The 26,429-nt window shown below is 43.4% G+C and carries 21 protein-coding genes, 1 rRNA gene and 1 other RNA gene; 7 read left to right on the forward strand and 16 right to left on the reverse strand.

What is annotated here, in order from left to right:
• Nucleotides 1-49: 49 nt before the first annotated feature.
• The 13 genes from fumC to LEP1GSC050_RS11540 form a co-directional block, all read right to left on the reverse strand.
• Nucleotides 50-1,444: a class II fumarate hydratase gene (fumC, locus tag LEP1GSC050_RS11480; protein ID WP_010571357.1), complete on the reverse strand. Its 1,395-nt coding sequence runs from the start codon at nt 1,442-1,444 to the stop codon at nt 50-52.
• A 52-nt stretch (nt 1,445-1,496) separates the two neighbouring features.
• A complete protein-coding gene (locus tag LEP1GSC050_RS11485; protein ID WP_010571358.1) occupies nt 1,497-3,605 on the reverse strand; it encodes a hypothetical protein in 2,109 nt (702 codons plus the stop codon).
• 140 nt (nt 3,606-3,745) lie between these two features.
• On the reverse strand, nt 3,746-5,008 hold the full coding sequence (locus LEP1GSC050_RS11490) for a malic enzyme-like NAD(P)-binding protein (protein ID WP_010571359.1): 1,263 nt from the start codon (nt 5,006-5,008) through the stop codon (nt 3,746-3,748).
• Between the two features lie 133 nt (nt 5,009-5,141).
• Nucleotides 5,142-6,518, reverse strand: a complete 1,377-nt coding sequence (gene mnmE / locus LEP1GSC050_RS11495; protein ID WP_010571360.1) for a tRNA uridine-5-carboxymethylaminomethyl(34) synthesis GTPase MnmE — start codon at nt 6,516-6,518, stop codon at nt 5,142-5,144.
• Nucleotides 6,519-6,525: 7 nt separating this feature from the next.
• Nucleotides 6,526-7,236, reverse strand: a complete 711-nt coding sequence (gene jag, locus LEP1GSC050_RS11500) for an RNA-binding cell elongation regulator Jag/EloR (protein ID WP_010416055.1) — start codon at nt 7,234-7,236, stop codon at nt 6,526-6,528.
• A gap of 23 nt (nt 7,237-7,259) precedes the next feature.
• On the reverse strand, nt 7,260-9,119 hold the full coding sequence (gene yidC / locus LEP1GSC050_RS11505) for a membrane protein insertase YidC (protein ID WP_010571361.1): 1,860 nt from the start codon (nt 9,117-9,119) through the stop codon (nt 7,260-7,262).
• Between the two features lie 2 nt (nt 9,120-9,121).
• Entirely contained in the window at nt 9,122-9,349 is a 228-nt protein-coding gene (gene yidD / locus LEP1GSC050_RS20650; protein WP_010571362.1) for a membrane protein insertion efficiency factor YidD, read from the reverse strand.
• A complete protein-coding gene (rnpA, locus tag LEP1GSC050_RS20655; protein ID WP_084695321.1) occupies nt 9,346-9,666 on the reverse strand; it encodes a ribonuclease P protein component in 321 nt (106 codons plus the stop codon). Before rnpA ends, yidD begins: the two co-directional genes overlap by 4 nt.
• A 9-nt stretch (nt 9,667-9,675) precedes the next feature.
• Nucleotides 9,676-9,837 carry a 50S ribosomal protein L34 gene (gene rpmH / locus LEP1GSC050_RS11515; RefSeq protein ID WP_010416069.1) on the reverse strand — a complete coding sequence of 54 codons (162 nt, stop codon included), beginning with the start codon at nt 9,835-9,837 and terminating at the stop codon, nt 9,676-9,678.
• A 149-nt stretch (nt 9,838-9,986) separates the two neighbouring features.
• Nucleotides 9,987-10,103, reverse strand: a 5S ribosomal RNA gene (gene rrf, locus LEP1GSC050_RS11520).
• 465 nt (nt 10,104-10,568) lie between these two features.
• Nucleotides 10,569-11,402 carry a DNA-formamidopyrimidine glycosylase family protein gene (locus LEP1GSC050_RS11530; protein WP_020987629.1) on the reverse strand — a complete coding sequence of 278 codons (834 nt, stop codon included), beginning with the start codon at nt 11,400-11,402 and terminating at the stop codon, nt 10,569-10,571.
• 44 nt (nt 11,403-11,446) lie between these two features.
• Nucleotides 11,447-13,780, reverse strand: a complete 2,334-nt coding sequence (locus LEP1GSC050_RS11535; protein WP_020987439.1) for a hypothetical protein — start codon at nt 13,778-13,780, stop codon at nt 11,447-11,449.
• Between the two features lie 138 nt (nt 13,781-13,918).
• On the reverse strand, nt 13,919-15,184 hold the full coding sequence (locus LEP1GSC050_RS11540) for an aminotransferase class I/II-fold pyridoxal phosphate-dependent enzyme (RefSeq protein ID WP_010571366.1): 1,266 nt from the start codon (nt 15,182-15,184) through the stop codon (nt 13,919-13,921).
• Between the two features lie 103 nt (nt 15,185-15,287).
• Here LEP1GSC050_RS11540 and LEP1GSC050_RS11545 point away from each other — a divergent pair, with 103 nt between their 5' ends.
• Both LEP1GSC050_RS11545 and LEP1GSC050_RS11550 read left to right on the forward strand, forming a co-directional pair.
• Nucleotides 15,288-17,216 (forward strand): adenylate/guanylate cyclase domain-containing protein, encoded by a 1,929-nt coding sequence (locus LEP1GSC050_RS11545; protein WP_010571367.1) that lies wholly within the window; start codon nt 15,288-15,290, stop codon nt 17,214-17,216.
• Nucleotides 17,216-17,440 (forward strand): hypothetical protein, encoded by a 225-nt coding sequence (locus LEP1GSC050_RS11550; protein WP_010571368.1) that lies wholly within the window; start codon nt 17,216-17,218, stop codon nt 17,438-17,440. Before LEP1GSC050_RS11545 ends, LEP1GSC050_RS11550 begins: the two co-directional genes overlap by 1 nt.
• A 5-nt stretch (nt 17,441-17,445) precedes the next feature.
• Here LEP1GSC050_RS11550 and ssrA read toward each other — a convergent pair.
• Nucleotides 17,446-17,793, reverse strand: a transfer-messenger RNA (tmRNA) gene (gene ssrA, locus LEP1GSC050_RS20660).
• Nucleotides 17,794-18,228: 435 nt separating this feature from the next.
• Between ssrA and LEP1GSC050_RS11560 the strand changes: the two genes are divergently transcribed.
• The 5 genes from LEP1GSC050_RS11560 to LEP1GSC050_RS11580 all read left to right on the forward strand — a co-directional run bounded on the left by LEP1GSC050_RS11560 (nt 18,229) and on the right by LEP1GSC050_RS11580 (nt 23,804).
• Nucleotides 18,229-19,503 (forward strand): hypothetical protein, encoded by a 1,275-nt coding sequence (locus tag LEP1GSC050_RS11560; RefSeq protein WP_010571370.1) that lies wholly within the window; start codon nt 18,229-18,231, stop codon nt 19,501-19,503.
• A 107-nt stretch (nt 19,504-19,610) separates the two neighbouring features.
• Nucleotides 19,611-20,297, forward strand: coding sequence for a hypothetical protein (locus LEP1GSC050_RS11565; RefSeq protein ID WP_020987575.1), 687 nt, complete (start codon nt 19,611-19,613; stop codon nt 20,295-20,297).
• A 1-nt stretch (nt 20,298) separates the two neighbouring features.
• Nucleotides 20,299-21,867 (forward strand): HEAT repeat domain-containing protein, encoded by a 1,569-nt coding sequence (locus LEP1GSC050_RS11570; RefSeq protein ID WP_020987599.1) that lies wholly within the window; start codon nt 20,299-20,301, stop codon nt 21,865-21,867.
• Between the two features lie 24 nt (nt 21,868-21,891).
• Nucleotides 21,892-22,938 carry an LIC_10091 family lipoprotein gene (locus LEP1GSC050_RS11575; protein ID WP_010571372.1) on the forward strand — a complete coding sequence of 349 codons (1,047 nt, stop codon included), beginning with the start codon at nt 21,892-21,894 and terminating at the stop codon, nt 22,936-22,938.
• On the forward strand, nt 22,935-23,804 hold the full coding sequence (locus LEP1GSC050_RS11580) for an N-acyl homoserine lactonase family protein (RefSeq protein WP_010571373.1): 870 nt from the start codon (nt 22,935-22,937) through the stop codon (nt 23,802-23,804). The genes LEP1GSC050_RS11575 and LEP1GSC050_RS11580 overlap by 4 nt, the downstream gene beginning before the upstream one ends.
• A gap of 63 nt (nt 23,805-23,867) precedes the next feature.
• Here LEP1GSC050_RS11580 and LEP1GSC050_RS11585 read toward each other — a convergent pair whose 3' ends face one another.
• Together LEP1GSC050_RS11585 and LEP1GSC050_RS11590 are read right to left on the reverse strand one after the other, a co-directional pair.
• Nucleotides 23,868-25,925, reverse strand: a complete 2,058-nt coding sequence (locus LEP1GSC050_RS11585) for an AMP-dependent synthetase/ligase (RefSeq protein ID WP_010571374.1) — start codon at nt 25,923-25,925, stop codon at nt 23,868-23,870.
• 205 nt (nt 25,926-26,130) lie between these two features.
• Nucleotides 26,131-26,421 (reverse strand): hypothetical protein, encoded by a 291-nt coding sequence (locus LEP1GSC050_RS11590; RefSeq protein WP_010571375.1) that lies wholly within the window; start codon nt 26,419-26,421, stop codon nt 26,131-26,133.
• Nucleotides 26,422-26,429 lie beyond the last annotated feature (8 nt).

Genomic DNA, 26,429 nt, shown 5'->3' on the forward strand with positions numbered 1-26,429 from the left:
GTTATGATCGTCCTTTTTTTATCTATTGCTGAAATCGTTATAAAAATATTCAGTCGACGCCGGGAGAAATCATCTTCTCCGGAAGTACCCACTGGTCAAACTGATCGCTTGTCAACAGACCTAGCTCAATTCCGGATTCCTTTAAACTGGTTCCTTTCTTGTGCGCATTCTTGGCAATTTTAGCGGCATTATCATACCCAATATGCGGGTTCAATGCTGTCACAAGCATCAAGCTATTCTGCAAGTGTTCCGAAATTCTTTCTTTATTCGGTAAAATCCCGCGAGCACAATGCTCTTCAAAAGAAACAGCCGAATCCGATAGGAGTCGAATCGAATTTAGAACATTATGGACGATTAACGGTTTAAAAACGTTCAATTCGAAATTTCCGGAAGCGCCGCCTATATTTACCGCAACGTCGTTTGCGATTACCTGTGCCGATACCATCGTCATTTGTTCGGATTGAGTCGGATTTACTTTGCCCGGCATAATGGAGGAACCTGGCTCGTTTTCCGGAATCGAAATTTCACCGATTCCGCAGCGCGGTCCGGAAGAAAGCCATCGCACGTCGTTCGCGATCTTCATAAAAGAGGCCGCAATCGTCTTTAAAACGCCATGCGCCTCAACAAGCGAATCGTGCGCTGCCAGAGCCTCGAATTTATTCTCGGCTGAAACGAATGGTAAACTAGTTTCCTTTGCAATTTGCGCCGCAGCCCGCAGAGCAAACTCAGGATGCGTATTCAAGCCGGTACCAACCGCAGTGCCGCCCAATGCTAATCTATAAACGGACGGGAGCACGGACTTTACTCTCTCTATATTATATTCAATTTGTTTAACGTATCCCGAAAATTCCTGGCCCAATGTTAAAGGTGTAGCATCTTGTAAGTGAGTTCTTCCAATTTTAATAATATCTTTAAACTCGACCGTTTTTTTACGCAACGTATCTTTTAATTGTTCTAGAGCGGGGATAAGCTTGTGTACAAGTTGTTCCGCGGTAGCGATATGCATCGCAGTCGGGAAGGTATCGTTGGATGACTGGGCTTTATTTACGTCGTCGTTCGGGTGAACGGGTTTTTTCGAGCCCTTTTCTCCTCCCGCAATTTCAATGGCGCGATTGGATATGACTTCGTTCGCATTCATATTGGTCTGCGTACCGGAACCTGTCTGCCAGACGCTTAACGGAAAATGTTCATCGAGTTTCCCTTCGATGACTTCATCCGCAGCCTGAACGATCAGTTTCTTTTTATCTTCCGAAAGTAAACCGAGACCGGCATTGACGATCGCAGCTGATTTCTTTAATATGCCCAATGCGCGTATCATTTCCCTTGGGAAACGATCATTGCCGATATGAAAGTGATGCAGTGATCGCTCGGTTTGCGCTCCCCAGTATTTCGAATCGTCTACTTCGATTTCTCCCATGGAGTCGGTTTCGATCCTAGTTTTCATGGATCCTCCGTTGCTATGTAAGTTATGATTTTTGTCGAACTTGAATAGTTAACTATTCGTCCCGAAACTTGCGAAGAGTATCTGCCAAAGCGGCAAATTCAGGTTTCTTTGCCGTGACGTTCTCAAGATATTCCAGAGTGGAGTCCAACCAGGCGGAATCGAATTCTAATTCCTTCCGAATAAACACATGTCGAACGGAATTCATTGAGCGAATTTCGATATATCTCCGCTTCTGGTCATAATACATGAGGTCGGCAACTTTGTCTTTTCCGAATTCAGGAGACGCGCTCGTGCTCACCACCTCGTCCAGCCAAATAATTCCGTTGTTCTTGCGATCAACATAATCGATTACTTTCTGAAGTTTCGGGGGGATCAAAGTCGCTTTTTCCTTGGGGCCTAATAGGACCCCCAAAGATTTTTTCTTTTTGGGGTGTTGATCCGGTTCTTCCGTTTTTGAAGACGTCTGCTTGGAAGGCCCCCTAGATTGCACAGGGGTATCTTCTAATATTTCGAAATCTTTTTTATCCCCTCCGGAAACATTAATTCCAAAGAGTCCCAAAATCCATTCTATTAGTCTTACTAGCAAGGATTTCGAATCCTGTTCGGCCTTTCGCTTTAACTTTTCGTTTTCTTTTTCCCATTCGGAAATAGCTTTTGATAAGCGAATTTGTTCGTCGATCGCGACTTCCGAATCTATTCCTTCCGAAACTTCGCGTAGAAATGCGAAAATACCTTTCGGTTGTCCGCTTTTTCTAATGAGATTATGAACCGAAGTTCGTTTCTCTTTATTATATAGGAATGCAGGTAAGACGTTCTCAACCGCGAGAACTAGGAGGCCCGGAGAATCTCCTATCGACTTTTCTCTTTTAAGAATATCAGTACGCGCTTTTAGTCTCTCCAGAGTCTGTTCAAGGACGTCGGACTTCGAAAGCCCTGCGGCCTGGATAGCTGCATCTTTTAATTTGATGGATGATTGGTCTATTACCAACGGTTCTTTGGTTTCTCGAATTCGAATTACGATATCCGTAAACGCGACATTCACTAAGGATTCTTTTCTCAATACTGATAACGAACCCATCGACTGTGTTAAGACTTCGAATGCTTGTAAGAATAGATCAGAACCTTCCCAATGCTTCCCCGAAGTGAAAGCGGGATGTCGGCGCAATTCTTGAATGAATTCACTCCCCTGCTGTGTTCCCGCTGGTTGAATCCAGCCGGACTGTTCGGCAGGAAGTAGGTGAGTTAAGATTCTCCTCGCAAGAGAAATAAAAAGTTCATAAATAATCTCTAATTCCGTTTCTTCGTTTTTTGTGACGATTTTCGGATCGGTAGAAGCTTCGGAGATTAGTTCATCGAGAGAAGGCTGTATAACATGGAAATCAGGATGAAGCTGCAATAAAGGAGATCGATTACCCCGCTTTTCCAATGCAATCAAAGCTTCGTTTTCGGTTTTCACCTGGCTGATGAATTCCATGATTTCGGCGGGCTTTTTCGATAAAATAGAGATGAACGATGTCAATATCTCGTCTTTCAATTTTAAATTTCGTTGTAGAAATGATTCTATGGAAAAAGTAATTACGTTTCTCATCGAGATCGGTAGGTTTTTTGAATCTTGGAAATCGAGAATATTCCCCTTATCGTCCGCATTTATATATTGTCTTTGAACCCATTCCCGGAGCTCTCCCGCGCTTTTCTTTTCCCCGAGAATAAAATCACGACGATGAATGAACTGAAGGAACGCGGCTACGCTCTGAGCCAAGCAAGCAAGTTTTATTTTCTGAACCTGCTCCGCTTTTCGAGAGGCCGGTCTTAGAACAATATTAGAAAGACCTAATTCTTTTGTGTCTTCCGAGACGAATAAGTATTGATATAGTACAAAACCGTTTTTTCCTTCAAAATACGTAAGATCGGCAGGCTTTAGAAACTGCAATTGCTCGAATTTTGCGAGAGCAAACGGGGAGTAATTAAATAGGAAGAAATTCTCCACGCCTTTCTCGATTAAATCAAGATCGCGCATCGCTTTCGGGGTCGTTTGTAGTAAAAGATTACGGAGTTCTTCTTCCGGAATTAAATCGATTCTTTCCGGAGGAATAATACCTAAATCGAAAGCCGGTACGGGTGGATTTGAGGAAGGTCTTGGATTATTGTCCGCTTCGGGCATTCGCTTCCCCCTCTTCGGCCCCGGAAGATCCATGGCGGTTCGGCCTATTTAGTATATTTTCGGAACCGCTATCTTCTTTCTTGAGCGCACGTCGATCGTTCGACTTCGTTTACCTTATTATTATGCGAAACAGACGTACGTCAAGCCCGCATTAGACCCTCTAAGAAAGCCACATAACTTTCCCTTCCCGGGTAAGGCTTTCGCGCGGTTCCACTTTGAACTGCAGCCTCGGCTACAGCAGGAGCAACATGATACAAAACCCTTTGATCGAACGGTTTTGGGATCAAATAGTCCGGGCCAAATGAGAATTTTTCTCCGCCATAAGCAAGGCTGACTGCTTCAGGAACTTTCAATCGAGCCAATTCGGCCAAAGCTCGCGCAGCAGCCAATTTCATCTCTAAAGTAATGTGACGAGCCCGAACGTCCAATGCTCCCCTAAAAATAAAAGGAAATCCTAATACGTTATTCACCTGATTCGGATTATCGCTTCTTCCAGTTCCCATAATAATGTCTGGCCTGACTTTTTTTGCGACTGCGTACGGAATTTCAGGATCCGGATTTGCCAAAGCGAAGATCACAGGATCTTTTGCCATGGAACGAACCATTGCCTCATCGACCATATTGGCGACGGAAACTCCTACAAAAACATCCGCATTCTTCATGACATCCGCCAAAGTTCGGTCGGAAGTTTTTTGAACGTATTTTTTCTTAGAATCGTTGAGATCGGATCGTTCATGATGGATCACTCCCTTCGTATCCACCAGAAAAATATGTTCCTTCCGGATTCCGATATGCTGAACTAATTCTGCGATTGCAATTCCCGCGGCACCGGCTCCGCAAATCACCATCTTCACTTCGCTCGGACGTTTTGCGTTCAATTCAAACGCATTTAAAAGACCGGCGACGGTAATAATAGCAGTTCCGTGTTGATCATCATGGAACACCGGAATGTTCATCCTCTCGATGAGTTGTTCTTCGATATAAAAACTTTCGGGCGCTTTAATGTCTTCCAAATTTATACCGCCGAAAGTCGGCTCGAGCATCTTCACCGCTTTTACGAATTCTTCGGGATCGTTAGCATCGATCTCGATATCAAAAACGTCTATTCCTGCAAATTTCTTAAACAGGACCGCTTTTCCTTCCATCACCGGCTTTCCGGCGGCCGGGCCAATATTACCGAGACCTAAAATTGCGGTTCCATTCGTTATAATTCCAACCAGGTTTCCCTTATTGGTGTACTCGTACACAAGTTCTGGGTTATCTTTAATTTCCAGGCAAGGATAAGCAACTCCGGGGGAATAAGCCAAAGATAAATCAAAGGAATCCTTAGTCGGTTTTGTCGGGACTACTTGAATTTTACCTTTAGGATGTACGGAATGATATTCGAGCGATTTTTCTCTCATAAGATTGAACCATTTTTTTTGGAAATAGGCCTAGATTCCATCTTAATTCCGCGTACCGGAAGATTCCTTGCCTTTTTACTTTCTAGATCTATGATGAATAGTATCTTTAAGTTTGTGTTGCTGAATTCCAAAATCATTTACCCACGCAGAATTTACTGAAAATTCTTCCTAGCACTTCTTCCGTATCCACTCGACCGTTCACTTCGCCAATTTCAGAAAGAGCTGAATCTATTTCTTTAATGTAAATTTCCGCTGGCGCATTGCTTTCGATTAAAGCGAGACATGCATTTAGAGATCTTACTATTGCGAGAAAATGATAGCGATTTCTTTCTTCTAAAAGGACATAATCTTCGGAACTCTCTAAGGTTTGCAATTTTTTGGAAATTTCTCCGATGAGTTCTTCTATTCCCGATTTCGTTTTGCAAGAAACTTCGCAAATGATCGTTCCCGACGATTGCTCAGCACGGAGAATTTGCGGGTTCCATAAGGGATGCTTGATATCAGACTTATTCGCGGCGATCACCGCCCCCTCCAATTTCGAACGATTGGCCTGAAGGAATTTTTTCCAATCCTGCTCGATCGAGGTATCGATCACGAATACTTTTACGTCCGCCGATGAGAATTCCTTCTCACTTCTTTCGATTCCCATCTTTTCGATCGAATCGCCCGTTTCTCGAACACCGGCCGTGTCGGTAAGGCGGACCGGAATGCCGGCAAGAAGGAGCTCCTCGCTCACATAATCTCTCGTCGTACCGGGAATGTCGGAGATGATTGAACGCTCTCGCCCGAGGATCAAGTTCATTAGGCTGGACTTTCCAGTATTCGGTTCCCCGTATAATACGACACGGCTTCTTTCAAGAAGCGTTTCTGCTTGGCCTGATTTCTTTAACAAGCCCTCGCAAATTTTTTGAACGTTTGCAATTCTCTCTTTGCGCTCCCGTAAAGATTCGAAGGTAAGATCTTCTGTGGAAAAATCGATCTCCGCTTCGCATTCCGCCTTAAGCGAGATCAATTGGCTTCGAAGATTCGAGGCTAGTCTGGAAATTTCTCCGAAAGCATTCTTTTGGGCCAACTCTAATTCGAATCGTGAACGTGCTCCGATAATACGACCGATTGCTTCGGCTTCGTTTAAATCCAATTTCCCATTCAGGAATGCCCGCTTGGTAAATTCGCCCTGCTTAGCGGGTCTAGCCCCGGCAGCAAAAAGGGATTCCAAAGCCTCTCGCAACAAAATCGGATTTCCATGAGTGTGAATTTCACAAAGATCTTCGCCGGTAAAAGAATTCGGCCCTGCAAAATATAAAAAGACGACTTGGTCCAGCTTTTTCGTTTCGTTTATAAACTCGCAGGTATAAGCGCGCCTAGCTTGAATTGCGGATCGATCGAACTGTTTTCCGTTTTGAGATAAACGGAGAAGTGAGATATTCAACGCGTCCGGTCCGGAAACTCTTAGGATTCCGATGGCTCCGGCTCCGGAAGCTGTTGAAATTGCGGCAATTGTGTCCGTCACTACCGTTTCAGTAGTCGTTTACTTCTTCGAGAAGATCGCCGTTCGGGCTTTTATCAACCATGTCTTTGTATTTGTGGCGATCTTTCATCGGAATGATGCGGACTTTTTTATAAGTCCCATTTCCTTCGGAACGGGTAAAAACTTTTTCGTTCTCCTGCAAAGCCATATGAACGATTCGACGTTCAAACGGATTCATCGGTTCCAATAGCTTGGATTTCCCGGATTTAGCGACGGAGGAAGCGACCGATTTACTTAATCGAATCAGAGAGAGCTCTCTCTTGTCTCGATAAGATTCGGTATCCAGCACGATCTTACGACCGTGACGGATCTTTGAATCGACCATTAAGTTCACCAGAAACTGAAGCGCATCCAGTGTCGCACCTCGTTTTCCGATGATCAATCCGGATTCCCGACTGGTTACTTCGATGTAAATCTTTCCGTCCACGTCGCCCATGCCCACCACTTCCGCTTCGATTCCCATCTTGCGGAGAAGAGTGATTACCACGCCGTGAATGATCTTCTCGGCCGGTAAGTCGACGTTCGAAACGAATGCACGTACAACGGCCGGTTTCTTTTGGGTTAGTCCTAAGAATCCGGATTTACCGGATTCTACGGTCTCGAATCTAACATCCCCTGGTTCTAATCTCAGAGTAGAAAGTGTGAATTCTTCAGCCTCGGCTTTTGTTTTTCCTTCGGCTTCGAAAATGTAGTTTTCCATATCGTTTTCCTCGATATATGAGTTCAGGCTTTCGCCGGGGTCTCATCCTTCTTACGAAGGTTAGTAACCCACTGCTGCGCGATCGAAAGCAAGTTAGTGACAGTCCAGTAAAGTGTAAGGCCTGATGGCATGCTCCATAAGAAGAATACCATGATCAAAGGCATTACGTACATCATCATTTTTTGGTTCGGATCCGTCGGAACTGTAGTTAACCGCATCGATACGAATTGAGTTCCGACCATTAACAATACTAAGAGATTCAACGAGAGGCCGTCTTTTGTGAGAAACGGAATCGCCGGGGAAGTCCAAACGAAGTCTGGCTCGCTCAAATCCCTGATCCAGAGGAATGGAGACTTCCAAAGATCGATCGTATCCGCAAATGCAACATATAAAGCGAAAAAAATCGGAAGCTGAATTAACATCGGCAAACACCCACCCAACTGAGAGAGCGGATTCATATTATGTTTTTTATAAAGCTCCATCATCTTCTGTTGGCGCTTTTCAGGATCTTTTGCGTATTTCTCGTTGATCTTTTTCAGTTCGGGAGATAGAGCGCTCATCTTTTTCATCGACTCTGCTTGTTTTTGGTTTAAAGGGTAAAAAACCAATTTAAACAAAAGTGCGAATAGAATGATGCCAAAACCGTAGTTCGGTATCGTATAATGATAGGATTGCTGTAAGAACCAAACGATTCCATTTCGAATCGGAGTAAAAATCCCTTGGTTAAAAGACTTATTGAGATCGGAACTGATTCCGGCAAACGTGGATTTAGGATTACGGAACGGATCCAATTTCGCATCCCTGAAAAGCATCCCATCCCATTCGCGGACGCCTACGTAGTTTGCAAAATCGAGAACTTCTTCCTTACCCGGATCAATGGTGATATTCGAATAAGCTAAGATGACTCCCGACTCGTTCTTCTTTCGATTGTCCAAGAGAATCCCTTCGGCATGACGATTTAATGGATCCGAAACTGCGAGAAAATAGCGGCTACCGGTACCGACGAAATCGACTCCTTCTCCTGTGCTCCATTCGTCTTTAAATCTGTCGTCCCCGCCCGGAACGCCCGTGAAGAAGTTTCTAATTCCTTCGAAAAATCCCCAAGCAGAACCGCCATCGACGAAATCTTTTACACTTCCATCCATGCGATAAACACGGAAGAACTTGGACAATTCCTGGTCGTTTGCTTCCCGCAAATGCGGTATCGGACCGAGACTACCGAAAGTTCTCAAGTAGGCGGGCTTTTCGCGCTGAGAGAAGACCAGTTTATCTTTGCCGGAATTTTTGATGGAAATTTCGGTTTTGAAATAATTTTCCTTCGGAAAAAATCTATAAGTTTTCTTTAAAGTAATATTTTCTTTAACTCCGGAGAATACCAAAGTAAGATTCGCTTTATCTTCTTCTGCGCGGAAGTTAACCAGATTCCATTCGGAGGAAGCAATCGATTCTTTGCTGTGAGAGAAATTGAAATCGAATCCCTTTCCTCGAGAAAGTTCGATTGCCTTATATTTGACGCCATCGACTTCGATTTCTTCGTAATCGGCTCTTGCTACCTTAACTTCTTTGCCTTCGACGCTAGTGTAATCCTTTACGTATAGCTTTTCGATCCTGGCTCCTAAGCTGGAAAGAACGATAATTTGCGAGTCGGTTTTAATCGTAAATTTGCGAATATCTTTCGCGTCAACTTTCGGACCCGTAATCGGAATAACTTTCTTTTCGGCTTCTTTAAGAGTTTGAGAAGCTTCCTGTTTATGTTCGGTGGTTTGATCTGCGATTTGCGGTTTCGGTTTTCCGAGATCCGGATTTAGAAAGTAGTTCGCTACGAACCAAATTCCTAAACTGAGCATTAAAGCGATAAAAAGCCTGTTTTGTCTGTCTTCCATTCCTATTTCCTTCTAGGGTTGGGGGGTAAGGGGTCTTCGCCTGCGGCGAACAAAGGATTGCAACGAAGAATACGTTTCATTGAGAGATAAGATGCGTCAAAAAAGCCGTACTCTGTAAAAGCTTGAAGCGAATATTCCGAACAACTTGGAGTAAATCTGCATGCTGCTGGAAGAATAGGTGATATCCAACGTTTATAAAACTTAATTAGGAAAATAACTAACCGATTCATTGAATTCGACTCATAAGATGTCCAAGACAGGAAAGAAGCTCGGTATAGCTAAGTTCGAAAAGCGAAGGCTTTGCGAGTATTGCGATATCCAATCCCTTGGAAGAACCCTTGACTTGTTCAGCAACTGCAGCCCTTAATCTTCGCTTGATGCGATTTCTTCGGACTGCCGAACCCACCGACCTCTCGGGGCAGTAAAGGTATCTGTCGTAGCCAATGTTATTCGCTTTATAAATCAGAGTTAGCGGCGATTTTGAGATTCGCTTCCCTGATTGAAAAAGTTCACGGATGTCTTTCCTGGATGTAAGTGTCTCTTCGATTTTACTTCGTTAGAACTTCTTTCCAACTCTTTCGTCGGAAACAGTCAGTTTATAACGGCCTTTTGCTCTTCTACGGGAGAGAGTTTTTCTGCCACCCGGAGTCGCCATTCTGGCGCGAAAGCCGTGGGTACGGGCGCGTTTGATCCGGCTGGGTTGGTAAGTTCTTCTCATATAAATCCCTGTGTAATATCTACTATTGCGATTTGTGACCCGGGGATTATCCCCTTCAGGTAGAGTTTTCCACCTAAATCGGGTAGTCAACCCGTTTCCCCTAGGGAGTTTCGGTCTTATTCAAGTCGAGGGAGGGGAAAAAAAGAAAAACCCGGCGACGTCCTACTCTCCCACACAGCGAACCATGCAGTACCATCAGCGATGAGAGGCTTAACTTCCGTGTTCGGGATGGGAACGGGTGTGACCCTCTCTCTATAATCACCGAGAATCTCTTGCCAAGGTGCAAGTACCACCTATGGAGTCAAGAAAAAATACGCAAAATTCTATGGAGTATAGGCTATGCGAAACAGAAAAGGCCCCAGTTATTCCTATCGTTACCCACAAGTTTAGAATTCATATGCGGGTGCCGGATGGCTTATTTCACAAAAATCGAAAGGGGGTAAACAGTTTCAGTCTGAAATTCGTGTAGGAACTCCGCTTGGATCGTGAACCCGGAGAGTAGAATTTACTTAACAAACCCCGCCCTCGGGTGGGGGCCGGAGCGAAGCGGTGGAAAAATTCCTGTACCACAAAATAATCCTCCTGACAAGAACTTTTTCAAAATGAATTCTGTTGGAGCTCCTACAGGATTCTGAACTCAGAACTCTGCCCTCCGTTACCGTTCCGACTTCGCGCAGCTTCTGTCTAGCGTGAGCAAAGCGAATGCGTCTGTCCTCTGCTTTACCTAACTCCTATTCCGCCGGCCGCCAATTAATAAACTGTTCGCCGTCCAGCGGCTGGCAAACGGGACAAAAGAATGAGTCATAACCCAAAACGTTGGCTCGGCGGATTTTCGCTCCGCACCGAGGACAGGGCTCGTTCTTTCGATTACGCACTTTTACATGATCCCTTACTTTAAAATCCAAGGGGGCTTCTTTTTTCCGGATGTAATCAATGGAATAGTCGAGAACTTCCTTAACGCTACGATAAAGTTTTTTCTTATCTTCGATCGATAATTGATGGCATTTGGTTTTTGGATGAATTCCTGCGGCAAATAAAATCTCATCCGAGTATGCATTACCGAGAGCACTTAGCTTCGTTTGATCCATCAAAAAAACCCGAGTCTGCTGCCGACTTTTATCGATCAAACTCAGAAATTTATCTTCAGTGAATTCTGCGGAAAGTAGATTTATTCCTTGGTCGGAATATTTCGGGATTTGTGATATCTGATCCTGATTGGCAAAATAAACTTTTCCCATCTTTACGTCGTCGGCATAATTTAAGACTAAGCCGTTAAAGGAAAAACGAACGCACAAATCTTTTTTCTTGTATTCGGAATTTAAGGAAAATCGACCCGCAAGCATCGGATGAATAATTATTTTTTTCCCCCCAAAATCGAAATTTAAAAACGGCCCATGCTGCTCTAAATTATGGAATGCTAAGCCGACAAACGCTTCTTCAACCGGAGTCCCGAGTAAATTTCTAACTACAACCGGTTCGATAATCTCGATCGCTTCTATATTTCGATCGGCCAGGCTTGGCAAGAGACGTTCACGAATAATGACAAGGTCCGGCAATTCGGGCATACGAAATTGAAGCTTGCCGAGCCGACTCCGTCAAGAAAATGTTTCTATCTCTTCTTCCGGTTCGGCAAGTATTTGAAATATTCTACTTCTATCGTATTGATCAGGAAAGTGTAGTATTTTACTAACTTCTTATCATATTTCTTTTTTTGAGCCTCGTTCCGAAGAAATTCCGAGAGTTGATCACGGATTAACGGCGCTTTTAAATCGGAATGACTAAGAATGATCGAACTCGGCATACCGGGAGGGACTATCTCGTCAGGAATCGCTATCGTAGCTGCATTTTGGAGTAAGGCATATTCGACTGTTGACGCGACCTTATCATCGTCCGGTTCCGACTTTAGATGCGTTACGCTTTGACGGATATTATCCAGGTTATCCCAGATTTTCTTACGAAGAGATTTGGCATCATGGATTTTATCCTGAATCTTAGTGAACCGGTTCGGGAAAACGAACCTCTCCGCACCTTTTGCGATCAGGCTTACTTTTTTTTCCTTAGGAGTTTCACCTTTTCCAAAATGCTCATTAGAATCATCCGAGTCTTCCGCGTAATATTCTTCGTTTGAAGATGGATTGGAATATTCTCCTTTGAATCCGGAACCAAAAGACTTAGTATTCCCCGTGTTTAAATCCAACTTCTCTCGTTCTCGAAAAAAGAGTGCAAGCATTATACCGATTATGAGAGAAACAGGAATTCCGACGAAAATAATTCCGACCGTATTAAAATGAACCGAGGCGATCAAAAAAAACAGCATCGTTCCGACAAAGCCAAGTAAGCCCATAGATAAATTGAATTTCTTGGCGAGCGCTTCGGTTCTTTCTCGCTCTTCGACTTCTCTTTCCATTAAGAAGGAATCTTGCTGAAGCTTTACGACATGATCGCCTTTCAGTTTAGAATTCAAATCGGGATGCTTCGGATTAGATAATGCTGCGTTGATTTCCTTCGCGATACTCAATTCTCTTTGATAGGAAAGATTTGCTTTAGCATCGGCAGTAAGCTTGTGAATCACTGCAGCCATATATCCCGGGTCTACCGCATACACCTCTGTAGATCCGTCATCTTTCTTTATTTCCTTCCAACCGAAACTGCCCGTTAGTTCTTTCTTTAATGTCTCTGAATAGTTTGCGATTTGCTCCGAACCGATAATTCCGACGGCTTCCAATCGTTTTTCAGGACTGAATTTGTATAACGCTAGATTCCCTTGCGTGTGTTCTTTAATCTGAATTTGAATCCGATGAACTAAGCTCTTAAAAGCTCCGTCGATTTTCCGTTCGCTCAATCTGGATTTTTCTTCGATCAGTTTTCTTAAAATTTGAATCGAAAGATTACAGGTTTCGCGGACTCGTTTACCTAAATCGTCCTTTTCCCGATCGAAGGGAAAATCTTCGACTAATTGAATTAAAGCGTCCACCTTATCGCTATTCTGTTTTCTACCCGGCTCCGCCATTCCATGGGTCGATTCAAAATCTTGAATGCGGGACCGAAAAAGCGTATACCCTGCCCTTTCCGAAAGTTGCTTCAGATATGTTAATGCAAAGACTTCCAAACCGTCGGCTTGAGCCCTGTAATGGGAAATCACTTCCGGTTGATGTAAGTAAGTTCCATCCGCATTCAGTTGGAGGTCGTCTATAATAATATGATAATCGGGAAGGATTTGCGTCAACGCGTCCTTTGCCTTTGCGTAGCTTACAAAATCGCTTAGGAAGTCTATCATAGGAATATAATGATACGGGTGAAAGCCGCGGCGCAATAAACTTGCCATTTCGGATTCTATTGATGCCAACTTCGGATACAGCCAAAGTTGACCGGCTTTATTTTTATGTAATATGATAGCGCCGGGTCGATCCTCTTCTAGAATTCGCGGCTTTTTGGCGCGATTAGATAAAATTAAATCTATCGTCTCTTCCGAAAATTGAAAGCAGGCCTGCCTGTAAGGTGTGACGTCCGTCTTTGCTTCCTTTTGCGGAGATGCAAGAGCGATTCGAGCCTGCACTTTGTTGCCGTTACGGACCAAAAAAGGGTACATTAGCGCCGATTTATTCCGGCCTTTCTTTTCAAAATCCAGAATCTGACGTAACGCCTGATCTACGGATTGAGGGGACTTGGCTTGTTCGCTCAAATTCCGATATTTATTCAGAAGTTCTCCCAGCTTATCCAAGGTAAGAAGGTATGAAGGGTGAACGCTTTTTGATCCGTGCTTCTCGGTTTTCTTATGCCAATCACGTAGTTCGTCAATGATACAGCGAGCAGTCGTAGATAAGCCCACTGCGCCGTCGTTTAAGAAAATATAGTCCGGCTGCAGACCCTCGAGATCGGTGGCTTTTGCTTGGCTCGAGGATAATTCCTCGAAGGATATGTCTTGCTGCTCCAAGGTTTCCATAAATGCGCCCGTAAGGAATAACAATCCAAGATAGGAAATTTCAGTCTATTCCTGGACCAGATTCCCGAATTCAAAAGGAGATTAAAACTCTTTTATTGCAGGAAAACTAACGGATAGGAAACGAATAAGCGGAAATGATTATTTCATAAACTTCCGGAAAACTTTCCCGATTTTTCGGAGGCCTTCCTGCAATTCTCCATCTTCTCTAGCGAAGCTGATACGAGCACATTCTTCCGACGAAGGGTCGACGGGAGCTCCTGCTGGAAAAAAATACCGACCTGGGACTATTATAACTCCTTCGTGTTTCAAAATCGGATAGAGTTCGGTTAACGATTTGGTTAAACCTTTAACTCTTACCCAAAGGAAAAACGCGCCTTCACTCTCGTGAATTCGATAATCGAATTTTCCTCCCCATTCCTGACGGATGATAGCCAAAGCGAGTGATCGCTTTCGGGCATAATATGGAAGGACGACATTTTTACTCAAAGAACGCCATGCACCGGATTTGAGAAATTCTAAACCGACATATTGCCCTAAGCTTCCACTAGTTAGATTTAAAACCGCATTTGCTTTATTCAATGAGGCAATAATTTCCGGATTAGCCAATACGAAACCCGTTCTTACTCCCGGCAGCCCTATTTTTGAAAGGCTAAATCCCTGAATCATTCCGTCTCTATGAAACCATTTTCCGTTCCCGTAAACGATACCCGGAAACGGAAATCCATATGCATTATCCAGTAAAAGAGGAATGCTTTTTTTTCGGGAAAAAGTTAGGAGTTTGCCGATTTCCTCTTCCGTAGCTACTCGACCCGTAGGATTCGTAGGTCTGGATAAAACGGTGCAACCCAATAAATCATTCGATTCTTGTAATTTAGAAAGCGATTCCTCATCCAATTCGTAGCGAAAGGTATCGATTCCGGTTTCCTTATATTTAGCGGGAAGAGAATAGATTGAATCCTCTTCAATGGGTTGATCGATATATCCGATATATTCGGGAACTGTAGGGAAAAGAGCCTTCCTTTTAGAACCGTCCGGAAATGTACCGGAAAAGAAATTCAAAAGTAAATAGAACGCATTTTGAGATCCGTTGGTGATCGCAATCTCATCCTTCGTTATTGTCATGCCGGATTCTTTTTGAAGGAGATCCGCAAAAACCTCGAGAGTTTCCTCCTTACCTGACGGAGATTCATATTTTCCGAGAATGGATTCCCAGCTGCCCCCGGACGTCAACTTAGAGAGAATTTCTTTCCAAACTTCTTCGACCTCGGGAATTAAAGCGGGGCTACCTCCCCCGAGCATACTGACTCCATGCTTTACATCCCCCAGATCTTCCATGAGCTGACCGATCCCGGTCTGCAGTCTAAATTTTGTCCCGAACTTAGATGTGTAGAATTTCCGGTTCATAGATAGATTCCACTTTTCTTTCCGCCGAAGTTCAGGAAAGATAATCTAAGTTTAGTGGCGAAAATTTTCTACGATTCGTCCAAATGAACCTTCGGAGAAATTCATGCAGACTCGGATACCTTCCGCAGCTTGGGAAACTTTAGATCCCGAAAATATAGATCTTGCCGCATTCTTAGAAGCTTTCCCGTGGGAAAGCAAATGGACCTCATTATCTAATCCGATCGATCGGCTCTGGAAATTCGATCTAAATGCAACGCCGTCGGAACTCTGGCCCTGGCTCGTGGATACCTCTTCTTTTAACAAACGTATCGGCGTACCGGAAATGAAATTTCAAGAAGTAAACGGAAAGCTGTTCGGCACTTCTAAAAATGCCGGAATTTCCATGGAATGGGAGGAAGTCCCCTGGGAATGGGAATACTGCAAACAATTGAATAATGCCCGCATCTACTCTAGAGGTTTTGCCCATTACGTAAGAACAAGGTATTTACTATTTCCGTTAGGAGGAGATCGGAGTCGATTGTTCGTTTACTTCGGATGGATTCCGAAAGGTTTTATCGGAAAAAATCTTCTTCCGATCGGAATGAAGCAATTGGAAAAATCCTATTTAAACGGGCTGACAGGCGTGATAGAAGATCTTAAAAAAGTTCAGAATCACGGTTGGACCGGTCCGACCGCGTTAGCGTTATTAAAGGAATCTCAGTCGCAAAAGGATCCGATCTTCCCCGCTCGAGTTCAGCAAATTCGAGTCGGTTTCGTAAGAGAAGGTCAACCAAGAGAACTCGTTAATAAAGTATTAAGTTACATTTTCGATGCCGATGAAAACGACCTCTATCGAATTCGCATAAAGTCCCTAGCTAAGGCTTGGGATGTTCCCTTTAAGGACCTTTTATTAATTTTCTTGCATGGATGTCGTCTAGGTTTATTTACTCTTTCTTGGGATATTATTTGTCCTCATTGCAGAGGTGTAAGGACGGAGGCCCAACATTTAGGAGACCTGCCTGCTCGGGATTCTTGCGACGTATGTGAGATCCAATTCGATGCGAATCAAATCAATTCGGTGGAGATTACTTTTCATGTCCATCCGTCCATACGAGAAATACAAAAGAGATATTTCTGTGCGGCCGAACCGGCCACAAAATCGCATATCCGATTTCAAAAATATTTGCTGCCGAACGAATCTTATCAGTCGCATCTTCTTCTTCATCCGGGAACGTATCGTTTAAGAATCAATGGCGAAAAGAAATATTCCCTATTGGACATAAGTGAGAGTCAGAATAACACTAAATTAGAATGGGCACCGTCGGACCTGCCGGACGAACTTGAAATCGGAAATGAGCCGACGTTCATACTGAAGAATAATACGTCCGAAAGGAAAGGATTCATAATTGAGGAAAGGAAAGAAGATCAGGATAGTCTGCGACCTTCCGATCTTTTTAATTTTCAAAATTTCCGAGAACTTTTTTCACAGGAAGCTCTCTCTACCGATTTACAGTTGGATATCGGGATTCAGACGATTCTTTTTACGGACATCGTCGGATCTACGCGCTTCTATCATCAAAAGGGAGATACGGGTGCGTTTGCAGAAGTTCGGCAACACTTTGTGGAAGTGTACAAAATCGTTCGGGAACACCAAGGTGCGGTTGTAAAAACGATCGGCGACGCAGTAATGGCGTCTTTTACGTCCCCAGTAGACGCACTGATAGCTTCAACGGAGATGCAAGAGTATTTTTCAGATAAGACTGATGAAACTCCGATCAGAATTCGAGTCAGCCTGCATAGCGGGCCCTGCCTTGCCGTGAATCTAAACAGCAATATCGATTACTTCGGAAACACAGTAAACTTTGCCGCTAAACTCCAAGGAGCGACCGACGAAGGGGAAATTGTTTTTTCCGAAGGAATATTCCGAGATAAAGAAATCAGAGAGTTGATGAAAGAAAGAAGCTGGAAAGTAAAGAAAGTTCCTTTCCTTCAAAGTTGGATTGGAGAAGAAACTCAAGTATATAAGCTAGTTACTAGCCCACCCGAAGATTAATGGAATTTCACATTCGAACCCTGTTGATAAAATACGGAAGATTGCTTTATGGAGACGCCGGGGTTCGCCGCGTCGCGATCGAACGTCCTTTCCGATCGGGCTCTGCGGCGTCTCTCTCGAGCCTCGCAACATCGTGTTGCTCGGTCGCGATGAATACTCTCCCGCTGCGAGCTATCATCGCTTACTCGAGTTCGCATTCGAACCCCGACGGTAAGATATGGTAGATTACTTATGGAGACGCCGGGGTTCGAACCCGGGTCCTATTGTGCCTCGATGGGGCCTCTACATGTTTGTCTTGTGATTTAAAATTTCAGAAAACCTTAACCCACAAGCAGGTGTGTTTTTCCAATCCGATTCATATACATCATTCATCGAGAACCGGCCACCGATGAATCACGTCTTCCGTTTACGTCGGAAAAAAAGCCACCGGAAGAGTAAGCCTTTTATCCGTAGCAGGGATTAAGCTGCTAGTGCTAATTCGTTGTTAGCGTTTATTGTTTTGAAGGTTTTTAAGAGGTCCCTCACCCCTACATGCCACCACACTTAAACTACAACAGTCGAAACCAAATTCGTCCCCGTTGATATAAGTTAGACGTCCAATCTGAGGAATGGTTCTTAGAATTCAAGATGTTTTCAGGAAGAATGGACTTTGAAATTCGCCGAAAAAATCAAACAGATGAAGATTACTCAGCTACTTTTATAGATCATATAGCAAACAGTGTTTTAAGCCGCACTCTCTTTCATCTTCAAAAGCGGAACCAAAATAAAAAGATAACTAACAGAGTTTAGATAGCTCTTAAGTTCCCTCGGAAGAAAATTCAAATCGCCATTTAAAACTTTGATTACAAACAAATAAAATTCGGAAAATTTATAATATACCAAATGTTTTATATAGATTCGATGTTTCTCAAGTGACATTGACTTTTTACCGACTAACTGCTACAATGACGACAAGAGAATTGGATCACTTTCATTTTATAGAAAGTTAATCCGTATGAGGATAAAAAATAGAATGGGAAAACTCACTATTTGGAAAATAATCGTGTCGATAGGGATCAGTGTTTGCTCGATTTCTATTTCCGCGCAAAGTCAATCACAAGTATTCGCGAAACCCGGTGTTATCGGAGACTCCTTGAGCCAAGGCTTCTTCGGTGCGACCGTCCAAAAGAAAACGCAAGACTGGGCATTCCCTGTTTTAGTTTCCAAACAAGCCGGTTCGGGTGTAAGCTATAACGTTTTGAAAGGTCCGTATCTTAACTTTGAAGATGTTCTCAAAGGCAATTGCGGTATTTTCTGTATCGCAGCTAGTGTCATCGGTGGAAATGAATCCACGGTCGGCCTTCCGACTCATGCAGGGATTACGGGAGCCGATTATACGACAGTACTAAAAACATCAGGCCAGTGCGAAGATATCAATGCGACTAAATGGGCCAGACAATGGTATTGGGCAACTTGGTATTGGTTTACCTATCGTTGGGTCGAAGTAGCCGACTGTCAGACTCCCGATAAGTTCCATCGTTTCGGATTAGGCAACGCTGGAACCCAGATGCAAATTATGGAAAAGGTGAGACCGTCGTTCTTGTTCGGAACTGCGGCTGCAAACCATGTCCTATGTACTGCATTGAGCACTTCTACAGCTTGTCTGGACGAAACTCGCTATAAACGCGACATTCGGGAAACAATGCGTAGAATGGCCGCGATCGGCTCGATCAAAGGCGGTGTTCTTTTCACAATTCCTAATGTAACTTCAATTGCATTCTTGGAATCGTATAAGGATCCTCAAGGAAGAGCGAACTACACCGGTCTAAAAGCATTTTTCAGATCTTCCGTATCCGATCCTTCTCAAGTATTGGATGCAGGCGAAGTAAATACTATCACAAGCTTTTTGACGATGTTGAATAATGAAGTTAAAGCACAAGCAGTGGCTATGGGATTTGCAGTAGCGGATTTGAAAGTTGTTTTCGATGATCTAAAAGAAAACGGCCGTTTGATCAGCAGCCCTTCCGGATGGAGTCCCGGCTATGCGCGAGCAAACTGGCCTCTCCCGGGTCAACCCGGTGTTTTTGGTTTAGATGGAGTTCATCCAAATCAATACGGACACTCTCTCTTTGCTAACGAGTTAATTAAAGTAATCAATTCCAAATACGGATATTCGATTCCTTTAGTCAGCGAATACAACGCTTGGTTTTACGACAGTCTTAACCGAAATCCGATCGACTTGAAAAAATTCCTGACCGAAACAATCTTCGGACAGTTTATTTCTTGGGTCATCGGTATCTTTGTCTAAGCTCCCAGATCAAATGTCGAAACCCGGGTCGAAACGGCCCGGGTTTATCCGACAACCTTCAATAAAATAATCTTTCCTTAGTTTGAACAAGGTGGCATCATAAAAGTATGATTCCCTATAGAAAATACGCTTCCTGGATCTTAGCGGGGATCGTCCTTTTACTTCTTTTAATTTTTATTTTTTGGCCGGATAAGACCGAGAAAATAAAATCAGTTAGCCAAGAAACAGAATCGGTATTGGAACGACGGAGGAATTTGACATCAGGAATCGAATTCCCCGATGCGCCTCATCCGTTTACAGAAGATCCGGAATTAGAAGGTCAGGCAAAGCGACTTTGGCCTCATGCGTTTGGTCCGAAAAAAACGGATGCTGATCGAGAACGAATTCGCGAGGAATGGGTGGAATTTGCATTTAAATATCCGAAGAATATTTATATTCCTGCAGAATTTCGGACCCCCTTAACGCAGGATGAAGAAAAAAAAGCGAGAGAACGTTTGGATTTGGTGACTGCGGCAGAATCCCAATTTGCGGTTTCGCGAAATGCGGGAAAATTCGCCGAGCCTGGAGTTTCTCCGTCTCAAGTAACGGAGCCGCAAGTCACTCCTCAGCAACAAAAAGCTTATTTTGATTATAAAATCCAAGAATTGGAATCAAGGATACAACTCATAGAATATTCCATTCAGCAGGGCAAACTAGACCCGTCACAAATTTCGGAAGCTAATCAAGATATCTCTATTTGGAAAAACGAATTGCAACAACTGCGACAAGCCTTAGATGGAGTTCCTTCTTCTTAATATGATTCGATTTTTATATGTTCCTTTTTGCAATATTTTTATTCTGATTCTATTTGGGCTGAAATGTAGCGGACCGCCTAAACCCGATCTATATCCGGAAATTCAAGAAAGGGAACCTTCAAGCTTGCAACAGCTCGAAACGGATTTACGATCGGAGAATTCGCAACGGAAGGCCCAGGCAATTTTAGAACTCGCTGACCGAAATGAACGAAAGTTTATCCCCGAAATTAGACGATTAATGAACGATCCAGATCGAACTTTACACGGGCCGGCGGTGCTTGCACTCGGCATCTATAAAGATCGTCCTTCTATTCCGAATATATTAAATTTTTTAAACGAGAATTCCGGCGTCGGTCAGGATACCATACTCGAGGCTTTAGCAAGAATGGAAGACCCGAGTATCGGTTCGAAATTGCTTCCGTTAATGGAAAGCGAGGATTCTACAATTCGCTTATTAACAGTCGAGACCCTAGTAAGGATAAAAGCGACGAACGTCAGCTCTTCTCTATTAAGCGCAGCAGCCAAGAATAGTAACCTTGAAAAAGCAAAAACGTACGCGATGGCGATCGGTAAATTGCGAATAAAAGAAGGAGAATCCTTTCTCCTTCGGCTGGCCAATACGATTGAACCGAGTCCTAGCCTAGCCGCCGTTTATCTTGCTTTAGGAAGAATCGGAAGTAAAAGGGCCGTACCATTACTAGTATCCGCATTGAAACGGAGTTTCGATAAAGGAAGGGAAAATTCGACCCAAGCGTTAATCGACATCCATGACCCTTCAGCCGTACCGTTAGTATTGCCGTTAATTAGCGATTCAAACAGGGAGATTCGATATAGGGCTGCTGACGTATTAATCGGGATTCCGATTCCAATGACCGGTCAAAGTCTTTCCGAAGTCCTCCGTAAAAGTACACCTGAAGCAAAGGGGCCCGCTTCTCATGTATTGGGTCGTCTTAAGTATCTCCCCGCTCGTGAATTGATCGAACAAGTTTTAAATGATGCTTCCGTACCAGACCGGGAAATCATCGCTCAATCATTGGGATACATGGGTGATAGAAGAAGTATTCCTATTTTGTCAAAGGTATTGAAAGAATCCTCAGACGAAGCGAGATACGGTGCGGCCTGGGCTCTCGGTGGCATCGGAAGTTCCGAAGCATTACCTCTCTTGGAAGAAGCGGCTGATTCGAAGGATCTCAAACTAGCTAGAATCGCATCCGAAAGCTTAGGTATGATCGCTTCACCCCGATCGCTAACATTATTGGATCGCAAAACCGAGCAATTTCCGGAGCTTGCTCCAAGTACATTAGGAGCGATTGCGTCGATTCGAGGAGAAGAAGCCGAAAAAATTCTCGAAAAATACGCCCGACATAAAAACTGGAATCTTCACCAAGTTGCAGTCAGCCAGTTGGGAGCTCGTAAAGACGCGAAGAGTATCCCGATTTTGATTTCTCTATTAGAAGATAACGAGACGCCACGAAATAGAAAAATGGTGACGGCAGCTCTCCGTGCTATTACCGGAGAAAAGTTCTTTTCTAAAAACGAGTGGCTGAATTGGTACAAAAATCAAAAGTGAACGTAAAGGAACGTTCACTTTCTTATGCAAACTCGTTCTCTATTTTCAATCTCCGCAATAGTACTTTTCTTAACCTTTCAAACTACCTGTAGTACTCTTTCCAAGTCGGACATAATTGTAGTTCACCCGCTTGGGCTTCGAGAATCGAAAATTCTAGATTCGGTAAGGGAAGAAAATTTCGAAGAAAAGAATTTAAACGGCCGTCATTATCCCGCCTCCAATGAACTTAGAATCGATCTTTTTAAGAATTCCATTAAGGATCTCAGAGGCGCCTATCTCGGAGTCGGAACCGATCAAAACCTTACTTTTATCGCTTGGGCAAAAAGTGAAATGGCTTGGTTAGTGGACTTCGATCCTGTCGTTTGTTACATCAATCGAATCCATCTATTTTTCTTAAAGAAAAGCGAAACTCCCGACGCTTATAAAGAGCTATGGGAGAGGAAAAACTTCGGTTCTTCTTTAAGGATTTTAAAAGAAGAATTCGGCGAGTCGACCGATTGGAAATGGTATGAAGAAGCCTGGAAAGTCGCTTTCCGAGGAAAAGCGGATGTGCCGACTCGTTGGCTTGAGCTAGAACGTAGCAAAGAAAAATTCGGATGGCAAACGTTTCTTCATGATAAGAACGATTATGATTATCTTCGAAACATGGTGATAAACGGAAGAATTAAAATTCGTAAAGCGGACTTAAATGCAAACGGGACCGTTCGGGAAATATCCGAGGCTATGAGCAAAATAGGTATTCCATTCCGGGTCGTATATTTATCCAACGCCGAGGAATACTTTTCCTATCCTCGAAATTTTCGTGAGAATATTATTTCACTTCCGACAGACGAAAAAGGAATTTTATTAAGAACGATACAAAATCGAGCAAAGGACGTATACGGATTTCCCGACGGCGAAAAGTACCCTACAAAGTTTCCGTTGCATTATAATGTCCAGCCTCTACTTTCTTTTCGCCTATGGATGGAACTCGACAGACGATTATTTATAACTCAAATGCTGGAATATCGGGAACCGGTAGAAAAAGGGTTTTCCAGACTTTCGGTCCCACCTCGGGAAGTTCATCCATGAAAACTGTTCTTACTTTTTTTATCTTGCTGTATTTTATTTCCTGCAAATCGGCATCGAAACCGACTCCAGAAAATCTTCCGCGAGAAATTAAAAGTAAAACCGCAACTACTTCGGTTTTCGGAGGGCTAGAAGACGGTTTGTATGCGGTGCTTTATGGAAAAGGAAAGTACCCGAATTATTTGACGGACTCGGGGGAAAAGGAAGGAGAGCAGGAACTTGCATTCTTTTTTTATTTAATAAAACAGAATAAACGAATCATTCTAGTCGATTCCGGAATTTCCTCCGAGGAGACCCGAAGTAAGTACGGTATTCAAAATTGGATTTCGCCTGATAAGATCTTACTAAAAGCAGGAATACGTCCGAATATGGTAACGGATATTATTCTAACTCATTTTCATTTCGATCATGCAGGAGGATTGGATCTGTTTCACAATGCAAGAATTTATGTTCGCCCGCAAGAATGGGAACTTTTAAAGAAGACAAACTGGTTTGTAAATCAGGCTAAAATTCTGCATGCGAAAGAAAATGATAGGAAGGTGATCTTCCTCCAATCGAGCGTCGAATTATTTCCGAATTTTCGAATCATATTCACAGGAGGTCATACTCCCGGACATTCCGCAGTGGAATGGTTGAGAGCTCCAAAAAATCGCGTCCTAATCACGGGGGATGAATGCTATTTCATAGAGCATTGTATTGAAGGAACTGGGCTTCCCATCTCGTCGGCTTCTTCAGTCCGCAACAATCGGGAATTTTTGCATTACGTCGAATTATTGGCCGAGCAGGGCGCGAAAATTTTTACCTTCCACGACCCTATCATCCTGGAACAGAATCCCGAAATTTTCCCTCGAATTTTTAAAATTTATTGATAAAAAAGGAAAGGCTTCGGTTTCCCGAAGCCTTTCGTCATCTAAAAGCCGACAAATTACGGATTATTTATAAACCTTATCTATCTTTTTCTGATATTTTTCGGTTATAACGTGTCTTTTCATTTTAAGTAGATTTGTAAGCTCATCGCCGATTTCAAACGGCTTAGGCGCGATCACGATATGCTGCACTAACTCGAACGATTTAAACCCTTCTTTCGTGCTATTATATTCGCGAACTTCCCTTTTATAAAATTCCAGAACCTTAGGATGATCGATTAAATCCTTAATATCGTGAGCGGAAATCCCGTTCTCTTCCAACCAAGGTTTCAAATTTTCAAAGTCCGGGACGATGATCGCACCCAATACTTTTTGGTCTTGTCCGAACACCATCGATTGCTTGATGTATGGTGATTCATCCATCTTATTTTCGATCGGAACAGGCTCGACATTCTCTCCGCCAAGGAGAACGACCGTATCTTTGGCTCGTCCGGTCAGAGTCAGGGTCTTCTTGAAATTGATGAAGCCTATATCTCCCGTATTGATCCATCCGTCTGAGATAGTCTTTTTGGTCGCTTCCGGGTTTTTATAATAACCTTTCATGACTTGCGGGCCTTTAATATGAACGATGCCTTTCAATCCGATCCTTCCGGCCAGAACTTCCTTATTATCGTTTATATGAGTAAGGACCTTTCCACTATCGTCACGAATCTGTAATTCCGTTTTCGGAACAATGTATCCGACCGAACCGATAATTGGATAATCGTAATGACGAACCGAAATCACCGGAGCAGTCTCAGTCATTCCATAACCTTCGAGAACCAATAACCCGATATCGTTAAAGAAATTATCAACGTGGCGTTGGAGAGCCCCGCCGCCGGAAAGAGTTCCACGAAGTCGTCCGCCAGTCGCCTGACGAATTTTTGAAAGTACGATCGCATCCAAGGTTTTATAATTAAAGATCAGACCAAGAATGGCCACCGTCAATAAAAGACCAGGGATAAGCGGTAAATTCGGGTGCGCTGTTTTTACGTAGAAATAAGATGCACCCGCAATCAAGGAAACCGTAAATGGGCCGGTTAAAACCAACCGAATCACCGCCCGAATTCCGAGAATAAAGGATTGGATGATATTTCTTCCTTCGTAATCGACCTCTCTACCGCTCAAGAAACGAATAGCCGCATGGTAGTTTTTGGAAAACAGATATGCCGTATTGAATAGAAATTTTCTAACTGGAGGAGTCTGCTTTGGATCGTTAATCCGATTGTAAATTCCGGTATAGATACTTTCCCACACTCTCGGTGCCGATGCCATAAAGGAAGGTTTGGCCTTGGCAAGATCGTTCCGTAAATCCGATACCTTCGTATAGAAGGTAGCAATCCCGAGAGATATTGCAGAATACTCGACAACTCTTTCGAAAATATGCCAAACGGGAAGAATCGATAGCATGCTATCATCATCTTTGATCATGGATTTTTTCAAAATCAAAGGAACCACGTGTTCCATCTGATGAATCATATTCGAATGCATTAGCATTACGCCCTTAGGCATGCCGGTTGTTCCCGAAGTATAAATCAAAGTAAATAAATCGTCAGGCTTGATAGCCTCGATCCTCTTTTCCGTCTTCTTTCCGCCGTGTGCGCGAAGCTCTCGACCTTTTTCAATCAAATCATAAAGATGTAAGACCCCTTTAGCTTTGGTCTTACTGTCCTTATCCATGATAATTACAGTCTTAACACCCTTCAGTTTGGATTTATTCTTGGAATATTTCTCGTATACTTTGTCGGTTTCTAAGAAAACGACTTCAGCTTCAGAATGGTTTAGAATATGATCCATTTCTGCATCAGTAACATCCGTCCCGCGAGGAACGTTGGCTGAGCCGGTAAACAATACGGCCGCATCCACGATAATCCATTCCAAACGATTATCAGCAATGACTCCGACATGCTCGCGTGCTTTTACACCTAGGTCAATGAGCGCTTCCGCTAAATTAAGGCCTAAATCAACCAGCTGTTTAAAGGACGTTGCCCGATATTCTTTGGTCTCATCTTTCGACCAAAATGCTGGTCTGTCCCCATAGGCCTGGGCCGCCTTGAGGTACATATCTGCTAAATTCTTATACATTGGAATTCTTCCTTTTTGAAGAAGGGATACATTACCCTTTGCTAACTTGGGTAAAAAGAGCGTTTACGTTATTGCGCGAAGGCGAAGCGTCAAGAAAATTTTAGAAAAGAAGGAAAACGGTGCGCTGCAAAATTAGGGTAGGTGTAAAGTTAGGAATAGGAATTCCGTCCGACAATTGCCGGACGGAATGCAGTAAGTAGTTAGATTATTGTTCTTCGCCAGCAGGTTCTGTTTCAGAGTGAGCTGGAGGAGTAGTCTCAGACTTAGTTCCTTCTTCTTTCCCCTTTTTAGCTCCTTTTTTGGCCTTTTTGTGATGTTTCTTCTTCGATTTCTTTTTCTTACCCTTTTTACCTTTATGCTCGGATTTCGCAGCACTGGAATCGTGAGTTTGAGCAGGTTCGTCGGCTGCTGCATCTTCTGCAGTAAGTCCGTTGAAGCCAAAAAGAGCAATCGCGGAAACGAGTAGGGAAGCTAGAATTTTTTTGAATAGGGTCATAGTAGTCT

The organism is Leptospira broomii serovar Hurstbridge str. 5399 (assembly GCF_000243715.2).
GTDB classification, from domain to species: domain Bacteria; phylum Spirochaetota; class Leptospiria; order Leptospirales; family Leptospiraceae; genus Leptospira_B; species Leptospira_B broomii.

What these genes read in the sequence shown, in the direction of transcription:
- LEP1GSC050_RS11585 (WP_010571374.1), bottom strand. Translation starts at nt 25,925, where the DNA reads ATGTATAAGAATTTAGCAGATATGTACCTCAAGGCGGCCCAGGCCTAT.
- yidD (WP_010571362.1), bottom strand. Translation starts at nt 9,349, where the DNA reads ATGAATCGGTTAGTTATTTTCCTAATTAAGTTTTATAAACGTTGGATA.
- LEP1GSC050_RS11550 (WP_010571368.1), top strand. Translation starts at nt 17,216, where the DNA reads ATGGAATTTCACATTCGAACCCTGTTGATAAAATACGGAAGATTGCTT.
- LEP1GSC050_RS11580 (WP_010571373.1), top strand. Translation starts at nt 22,935, where the DNA reads ATGAAAACTGTTCTTACTTTTTTTATCTTGCTGTATTTTATTTCCTGC.
- jag (WP_010416055.1), bottom strand. Translation starts at nt 7,236, where the DNA reads ATGGAAAACTACATTTTCGAAGCCGAAGGAAAAACAAAAGCCGAGGCT.
- LEP1GSC050_RS11590 (WP_010571375.1), bottom strand. Translation starts at nt 26,421, where the DNA reads ATGACCCTATTCAAAAAAATTCTAGCTTCCCTACTCGTTTCCGCGATT.
- LEP1GSC050_RS11565 (WP_020987575.1), top strand. Translation starts at nt 19,611, where the DNA reads ATGATTCCCTATAGAAAATACGCTTCCTGGATCTTAGCGGGGATCGTC.
- LEP1GSC050_RS11530 (WP_020987629.1), bottom strand. Translation starts at nt 11,402, where the DNA reads ATGCCCGAATTGCCGGACCTTGTCATTATTCGTGAACGTCTCTTGCCA.
- LEP1GSC050_RS11545 (WP_010571367.1), top strand. Translation starts at nt 15,288, where the DNA reads ATGCAGACTCGGATACCTTCCGCAGCTTGGGAAACTTTAGATCCCGAA.
- LEP1GSC050_RS11540 (WP_010571366.1), bottom strand. Translation starts at nt 15,184, where the DNA reads ATGAACCGGAAATTCTACACATCTAAGTTCGGGACAAAATTTAGACTG.
- rpmH (WP_010416069.1), bottom strand. Translation starts at nt 9,837, where the DNA reads ATGAGAAGAACTTACCAACCCAGCCGGATCAAACGCGCCCGTACCCAC.
- LEP1GSC050_RS11560 (WP_010571370.1), top strand. Translation starts at nt 18,229, where the DNA reads ATGGGAAAACTCACTATTTGGAAAATAATCGTGTCGATAGGGATCAGT.
- LEP1GSC050_RS11485 (WP_010571358.1), bottom strand. Translation starts at nt 3,605, where the DNA reads ATGCCCGAAGCGGACAATAATCCAAGACCTTCCTCAAATCCACCCGTA.
- LEP1GSC050_RS11490 (WP_010571359.1), bottom strand. Translation starts at nt 5,008, where the DNA reads ATGAGAGAAAAATCGCTCGAATATCATTCCGTACATCCTAAAGGTAAA.
- LEP1GSC050_RS11570 (WP_020987599.1), top strand. Translation starts at nt 20,299, where the DNA reads ATGATTCGATTTTTATATGTTCCTTTTTGCAATATTTTTATTCTGATT.
- fumC (WP_010571357.1), bottom strand. Translation starts at nt 1,444, where the DNA reads ATGAAAACTAGGATCGAAACCGACTCCATGGGAGAAATCGAAGTAGAC.
- LEP1GSC050_RS11535 (WP_020987439.1), bottom strand. Translation starts at nt 13,780, where the DNA reads ATGGAAACCTTGGAGCAGCAAGACATATCCTTCGAGGAATTATCCTCG.
- yidC (WP_010571361.1), bottom strand. Translation starts at nt 9,119, where the DNA reads ATGGAAGACAGACAAAACAGGCTTTTTATCGCTTTAATGCTCAGTTTA.
- LEP1GSC050_RS11575 (WP_010571372.1), top strand. Translation starts at nt 21,892, where the DNA reads ATGCAAACTCGTTCTCTATTTTCAATCTCCGCAATAGTACTTTTCTTA.